The sequence below is a fragment of the Desulfurellaceae bacterium genome (assembly GCA_021296095.1).
In the GTDB taxonomy this organism is placed as follows: Bacteria; Desulfobacterota; Binatia; order Bin18; family Bin18; genus JAAXHF01.
Genome location: JAGWBB010000164.1, coordinates 524 through 3947, shown reverse-complemented (window position 1 = coordinate 3947; position 3424 = coordinate 524). Strand labels below are relative to the sequence as shown.

Genomic DNA, 3424 nt, shown 5'->3' with positions numbered 1-3424 from the left:
CGGTGTCCATATTGCCGGTTGTCTCGACCGTCAGCGTTCCGGCTTGGGGTACGGCAATCCGGAAGTAATCGACATCGCCCGCCGGTCCAATCTGACCCGGGGTTGATGAGGTCGCGTTGACGCGCGTGGCCGTGCGTGGCGTATCGGCGTGGGTGTCGACGGGCGGCGTCAATGGAGCGACGTCCGGTTCAAACGGCTCGCTCGACACGGTCGGCATCAACCCTCGGTAGCAGGGGAGGTCGAGCCAGGAGCAGGTGCCGCTTGGAAGCGCTGGCGCGGCACCCAGCGTGATCCGTACCGGGCCGCCGGTCTGGATGACGGTAATCGCGTCGCTGGTGACGCCGCCCGTGGCCACGGTGACCGACGGAGCTGATAAGGTCGCGCCGGTCACGGACAGGTCGACCGTCATGGCGAATGGCGCGCCGGCAGCGACCTTGACGACGACTCCACCGGAAGGCGTGGTGTTCTCCAGCGTCATCGCCACGGGAAAGGGGGCACCAGGGTTGGCGTTGAGCCACACTTGCCGCAGGCTGGTGAGACCGGCAAACACCTTGGGAGGCAGGCTGGTCAGGTGGTTGCCGCTGAGCCCTAAGACCCGCAGGCTGCTCAGGCCGACGAAGAGCGTNNNNTGATTCGTGCCGATCTCTAATCTTGCCAGATTGGTCAGGCCGGTAAAAACACCGGGCGGGAGGGCGGTGAGGCGGTTGCGGTTGAGGAACAGGGTCTGCAGGTTGGTCAGGCCGGTAAAGGCGTCGGGCGGGAGGGCGGTGAGATCGTTTTCGTGGAGATACAAGTACGCCAGATTGGTCAGGCCGGTAAAGATGCCGGGCGGGAGGGTGGTGAGGTGGGTGTCGTGGAGCCATAAGCTTTGCAGATTGGTCAGGCCGGTAAAGACGTCGGAGGGGAGGGCGCTGAGAGGGTTGTTGTTAAGCCGCAAGGTCTGCAGATTGGTAAGACCAGCAAAGACGTTGGGGGGAAGAGTGGTGAGCTCATTGCCAGAGAGTACCAAGTACTCCAGATTGGTCAGGCCGGCAAAGATGCCGGACGGGAGGGTAGTGAGGCGGGTGTCGTTGAGCCACAAGTACACCAGATTGGTCAGGCCGGCAAAGACATTGGGCGGGATGTCGGTGAAGTCGTTGTCGTCCAGATCCAAAACTCTCAAATTGGTGAGGTCGGCGAAGACGTTGGGGGAGAGGCTGGCGAGGTCGTTGTGCCACAGGTTCAGCTGTCGCAAGTTGGTGAGGCCGGCGAAGACGTTGGGGGGCAGGCTGGTGAGTTCGTTGTCGTAGAGATCCAACTGCTCCAAGCTGGTGAGACCGGCAAAGTCACCCGACTGTAGTGTTGCTATGCGTTCGGAGCCCAAACTCAAAACCCTGATACGGCCGAGCTGGTCGGCTGTCACCTCGGCGCAGCTCGCCTCGCCTCCGACTATAGCGACGAGGGCGTCTCTCACCTGTGGGGTCCGGTCGCAGACGCCAGACTGCATCTGCGCCTGAGCGGTGGAAGACAGTACGAGCAGGCTGACGGTCAGGAGGAAGAGCAGGCCGGCTCTTCCTATACCCCGGTGGTAGCATCCCTGCTTTTGGGGCCCTCGGCCGACATCGCTAGGCTTGATAATACTGGTCATCCTTACTCCACTCCTCAGCGGACAGCAGCTTCAGTCTTCCGCTTCGAACTCTTACTGAACGTCTCGGATTGCTATAACTGAGGGGTGTTTGTGTCAAGGCTGCACGGGTACCCTTGCGGACCGGCTAAAATTTCTTTAACTGGATGCTGTGTAGACTGGCAGACGCCAGATGACGGGAGGGGTGAGTGACGACAGCCGACCAACGACCTATTATCCAGACCTTCGACCTCAGCGATTTAGCCCACGAGTTTACCCGCCAGAGTACAGCCGAAATAGAACGCCGGCGCAGCCTTGAGCCCGACTTTGACGAAGCCCTGTACCAGCAGGCGCACGACCTCGTCCTGCGCAAACTCAAGCACCGTGAGTCGAGGGATGCGCGATGATTATCACCCAGATCCGGGCCGAGAATATCCTGCGCTACGCCAAGCTGCACCTGTCCGAGCTGCCCTCGGTCGGCCTCATCGGTATCAGCGGGCCGAACGAATCCGGCAAAACCTCAATCGTTGAGATCGTCTGCCTGGCGCTTTTCGGCCGGACCTCGACGGTCGAGGCCAGCCAGCTGACCAAGATCATCAAATGGGGGCAGTTTTCGGGCGCTCTGTGGGTCGATTTCAGGGTCCGGGACGGCAACACGTATACGGTCAGCCGCCAGTTTGATGGCGATGGTACCTGTACCGCCCAACTCGCCCAGACCGGATCGTCCATCCCCCTGGCACGCGGTCTGGAGGCGGTGAATGAGATGATCGTCCAGCTGGGCGGCTTCACCTACCAGCGTTTTGTCGATTCCTTCTATCTGGCCCAGCGGAATGTGATCGCTCCCGAGGTGTTGAAACAGACGGTCAGAGTGCTGTCCGGCATCCAGACCCTCAACAACATCTCCGCCGAGTGTGAGTCCGAGATGCGGACGGCTCAGGACGCCCTCATTCCAATCGAATCGAAAATCAACGCGGTTCAGCAACAGCTGGCCGACCTGAATATCCAACCCGCAGCCCTGGTCCAGCTCCAGGCCGAACACCAGTCCCGGCTGGACGCCTTGAAGCAGGCCGAGGCCGAGCGGGAGCGTACGACAAGCGCTGCAAACGGACTGCAAACCGCTGTCGAGCGGGTCGTCGGACAGGTTGAGCAACTGGCCGAAACCGCCCCGGCCAAATCGCTGGACGAGTGGTACGATACGGCCCGAGGTTTGAGCGCGGCCAGCCAACAGCTGGCCGAAGCGTATCAGGCCGCCGGGGGAGATGCGGCAGCCGGTGCCGGACTCAACTCGTGGCTGAGCGAGCTTGAGAACCAACTGGAAGCTTTTGAGCCGGTCCGTCAACACCTCTCGGCCCGGCGTGAGAGTCAGTCCTGGTTGGTGGGCGAGGGCGACCGTCCGGCCCAGGCCAACTCCGACCTCCAACCTCTGGCCCAGCGTCGGACGGCTCTGAGCGACGAACTCTCTACCGCTCGCCAACGACGCTTGCTGATGATCGGACTGGGCGTACTGGGTCTGGTGGCCACATCCGGCATCCCGTTTGTGAGCCAGGCCGTCTACGCACTTGGCACCGGTACGTTCGCCTTTGTCTTCCTGGTGCTGGCGACCTTACGGGCGGCCGATGTGGTGTGCTGCCGACAGGAACTCACCCGGCTCGATATCCAGGCTGAGGCGATCCGGGGGGAACTGCAAACACTTGAGCAGGCTGAACAGCTACCCGTGGCTGAGCAGGTGGCGGTTTTGCAGACCGTCGCCGATGAGCGGCTGTCGGCCTCGGTGGCCGGTTTTGTCGAGGGACGGGGAGAGTCTCTTATGACCCGAGAGGG

General features: G+C 61.9%; 3 protein-coding genes and 1 pseudogene. 2 read left to right on the top strand and 2 right to left on the bottom strand.

Annotated features, from left to right (window positions below; all coding sequences use genetic code 11):
- Together J4F42_22215 and J4F42_22210 are read right to left on the bottom strand one after the other, a co-directional pair.
- A pseudogene (locus J4F42_22215) lies at window positions 1–625 on the bottom strand (leucine-rich repeat domain-containing protein).
- A 4-nt stretch (window positions 626–629) separates the two neighbouring features.
- Window positions 630–1627 (bottom strand): leucine-rich repeat domain-containing protein (locus J4F42_22210; protein MCE2488238.1); only part of this gene is annotated, 998 nt, incomplete at its 3' end.
- Window positions 1628–1812: 185 nt separating this feature from the next.
- Between J4F42_22210 and J4F42_22205 the strand changes: the two genes are divergently transcribed.
- A complete protein-coding gene (locus J4F42_22205; GenBank protein ID MCE2488237.1) occupies window positions 1813–2010 on the top strand; it encodes a hypothetical protein in 198 nt (65 codons plus the stop codon).
- Window positions 2007–3424, top strand: a 1418-nt coding sequence (locus tag J4F42_22200) for an AAA family ATPase (GenBank protein MCE2488236.1), incomplete at its 3' end; no start/stop codon positions are given. The genes J4F42_22205 and J4F42_22200, both read left to right, overlap by 4 nt.